A 3,420-nucleotide genomic window follows, 5' to 3' on the forward strand; every position below is an offset into this window, starting at 1 on the left:
GCAGGAAGTCGACCTCGGCCTTGCTGCCCTGCTGGAAGGCGATCTGCGAGATCCGCCCGTCGGCGGCCAGCAGCTCGATGTTGCGCTGGATGTAGGAGCCGCCGACCATGTCGAGGATCACGTCCGGACCCCTGCCCCCGGTCAGCTCGCGCGCCACCTCGACGAAATCCTGCGTCTGGTAGTTGATGGCGTGATCCGCCCCCAGATCGCGCGCCGCTTGGCACTTGCCGTCACTGCCGGCGGTGACGATCACCGTGGAGCCGAGCGCCTTGGCAAGCTGGATCGCGGTGGTGCCGATGCCCGAGGTGCCACCATGGATCAGCAGCGTCTCGCCCGGCTTCAGCGCCGCGCGTTCGAAGACGTTGGACCAGACCGTGAAGAAGGTCTCGGGCACCGCCCCCGCCTCGGCCATGCTGAGACTGCGCGGCACCGGAATGGCGATGGGCGCGTCAAGAAGCGCCCAGTCGGCATAGGCGCCGGAATGCACGAGGCCCATTACCCGGTCGCCGATGGCAAAGCCTGTGACGCCCTCGCCAAGCCTTGCCACGACGCCCGCAAGCTCGAGCCCGAAGACCTCGGAGGCGCCCGGCGGCGGCGGGTAATTGCCCTGCCGCTGCATCACGTCGGGACGGTTGATCCCCGCCGCGTGCACCTCGATCAGCAGCTGGCCGGGGCCGGGTTCGGGGCGTGTCGTTTCGATCACCCGCAGCACCTCGGGCCCGCCGGCGCCCTCGGCGATCACGGCTCGCGTCGTTTCGGTCATGTGGTCTGTCCTGCCAGGTGGTCGGGGTGCAGCAGCACCTTCATCGCGCCGCCCGAGCGGGCGAGGTCGAAGGCCTCGACCCCGCGGCTCAGCGGCAGGCGGTGGGTGATCAGGTGGGAGAGCGCCGCGCCGCGCCGCCCGAGCAGCGCGTCGCAAGAGATGTTGCCCATGATCACCAGCAGGTCCGGGTCGACCAGCGCGATGTGCCTGGCAAGGAACGGCTTCATCATCGCGATCTCGTCGGGCCGCGGGTCGCGGTTCTGCGGAGGCCGCCACGGCAGCACGTTGGTGATGTAGACATTCTCGGCCCGCGACAGCCCCAGCGGCGCCAGCATCCGGTCGAGAAGCTGCCCGGCGCGGCCCACGAAGGGGCGGCCCTGCAGATCCTCGTCACGGCCCGGCGCCTCGCCCACGATCATCACCCGCGCATCGGGGGCGCCGTCGCTGAACACGAGGTTACGCGCGCCCCGCTTCAGCGCGCAATGCTCGTAGGCCCCGATGGCGGCGCGCAGCTCGTCGAGGGTCGAGGCGGCAGCGGCGGCCTCTTGCGCCACGACCACCGGATCGGGCCCGGCGTCGGCGACAGGGATCGGCGGCGGTGCCCCCCGGCCCCCGGCAGGGGCTGCGGACACGGCACGGGCTGCCTGCGCCTCGACCTCATGGGCGAAGCGGTCGACGGGCGTCTCGCCGATCGCCTCGTCGGCGCCCAGCTCGATCTGCCAGTCCAGCGCGGCGCGCGCCCAGTGCCAGTCCATCCCCGAATCCATGGCGCCATCCTATCCCCGCGCCCCGGCGCCGGAAATCCCCTCTCGTCCTCTTATGTCCCCATATCGTTTCAAATCCGCACGATCCCGCCCCTTGGGCACTGCGGCAGCTGCACGGGCTTGTCCCGTGCCCCTGCGCTTCCTATAACCGCCAGCAGTCTTTCAGGGAGCCGACCCATGCGTTTCGACCAGCGTCACCTACTCGGAATCGAGCCGCTGCGCCCGGACGAGATCACCACGCTGCTCGATCTGTCGGATCAATACGTGACGCTGTCGCGGCGCCGCGAGAAGCACTCGAACGTGCTGTCGGGTCTCACCCAGATCAACATGTTCTTCGAGAACTCGACCCGCACGCAGTCCAGCTTCGAGCTCGCCGGCAAACGGCTGGGCGCAGACGTGATGAATATGGCCATGCAGGCCAGCTCGATCAAAAAGGGCGAGACCCTGATCGACACGGCGCTCACGCTCAACGCCATGCACCCCGACCTGCTGGTGGTGCGCCACCCGCATTCCGGCGCCGTCGACCTGCTGGCGCAGAAGGTGAACTGCGCCGTGCTCAACGCCGGCGACGGCCGCCACGAGCACCCGACGCAGGCGCTGCTCGATGCGCTGACCATCCGCCGCGCCAAGGGCCGGCTGCACCGGCTCAACATCGCCATCTGCGGCGACATCGCCCACAGCCGCGTGGCGCGCTCGAACATCCTGCTGCTGCACAAAATGGAGAACCGCATCCGCCTTGTCGGCCCGGCCACGCTGATGCCTCCGGGCATGTCCGAGTTCGGGGTCGAGGTCTACGACGACATGCGCGAGGGCCTGCGCGACGCCGACGTGGTGATGATGCTGCGCCTCCAGAAAGAGCGCATGGACGGCGGCTTCATCCCCTCCGAGCGCGAGTATTACCACCGCTGGGGGCTGGATGCCGAAAAGCTCTCTTACGCGGCACCGGACGCCATCGTGATGCACCCCGGCCCGATGAACCGCGGCGTCGAGATCGACGGTACCATCGCGGACGACATCAACCGCTCGGTGATCCAGGAGCAGGTCGAGATGGGCGTCGCGGTTCGCATGGCGGCGATGGACCTGCTGGCCCGCAACCTGCGCGCGCGACCCACGGAGCTCTCCGCATGATGAAAATGCAGATCAACGGGTCCGAAACCGGCACCGTCCGGGTCTTCCACCTCGATCTGCCTCCCGAAGCGGTGGAGCGCTTCACCACCCAGGCCGGGACCGGGGAATACCCGCTGCAATACGCCCTCGGGGCGAGTCACCTGCGCCCCGCCTTCGTCGACGTGGTGGCGCTGCGCGACCTCGGGGACATGGCGCTGTCGGCTTATCTCGCCGAGGCCTACCAGGTCCCTTCGCGTGAGCTTCGCGACCTGCGCCCGCAGCTCGACGCGCTGCACGGCCACGTGGTGATCCTGCCGAGCCAGGCCTTCGACCACCAGAGCCAGGAGCTTGCGGTCGCGAGCCCGCTGCGCTGGGTCGGCACCTTTTCCGAGGAACGGGCCAGGCCCCGCGGTCCCAAGCTGCGCAGCACCTCGGCCGAGGGCCGCTCCGCCGGCACCGCGCCCACCGGCGAGGCGCCCAAGAGCCGCGCTCTGCTCTTCACGCTGATCGCCCTCGCCGTGGTGGTTCTGCTGCTTGCCGTGGCGCTTTTCGGGACGGCGGGATGACGCCCGTCGCACCGCACCGCCGGGGCCGGGGCCCGGGCCGGGGATTGACCCTTTTCCTTTCAGCTTTCTTCAAATACTCAAACGCCGCATCTCCTACCCGCGCCGACGCCCGCGAAGCCTGACCAGGGACCGCCAAGCATGACCGCCACCCTCATCACCAACGCCCGCCTGATCGACCCCGAGCAGGGCACCGTCACCGCGGGCGCCGCCCTGCTGCGCG

Annotated in this window: 4 protein-coding genes; 2 read left to right on the plus strand and 2 right to left on the minus strand. The window is 69.5% G+C overall.

Annotated features, from left to right (window positions below; translation table 11 throughout):
* Together HC022_RS21705 and HC022_RS21710 are read right to left on the minus strand one after the other, a co-directional pair.
* Positions 1–763 (minus strand): NAD(P)H-quinone oxidoreductase (locus HC022_RS21705; protein ID WP_167453797.1); only part of this gene is annotated, 763 nt, incomplete at its 3' end.
* Positions 760–1,530 (minus strand): uracil-DNA glycosylase family protein, encoded by a 771-nt coding sequence (locus HC022_RS21710; RefSeq protein ID WP_254885220.1) that lies wholly within the window; start codon positions 1,528–1,530, stop codon positions 760–762. The genes HC022_RS21710 and HC022_RS21705, both read right to left, overlap by 4 nt.
* 174 nt (positions 1,531–1,704) lie before the next feature.
* Here HC022_RS21710 and HC022_RS21715 point away from each other — a divergent pair, with 174 nt between their 5' ends.
* Positions 1,705–2,655, plus strand: coding sequence for an aspartate carbamoyltransferase catalytic subunit (locus tag HC022_RS21715; protein ID WP_167453798.1), 951 nt, complete (start codon positions 1,705–1,707; stop codon positions 2,653–2,655).
* A complete protein-coding gene (locus tag HC022_RS21720; RefSeq protein WP_167453799.1) occupies positions 2,652–3,200 on the plus strand; it encodes an aspartate carbamoyltransferase catalytic subunit in 549 nt (182 codons plus the stop codon). Before HC022_RS21715 ends, HC022_RS21720 begins: the two co-directional genes overlap by 4 nt.
* Positions 3,201–3,420 lie beyond the last annotated feature (220 nt).

It is taken from the genome of Salipiger sp. HF18 (genome assembly GCF_011806505.1).
GTDB classification, from domain to species: Bacteria; Pseudomonadota; Alphaproteobacteria; order Rhodobacterales; family Rhodobacteraceae; genus Salipiger; species Salipiger thiooxidans.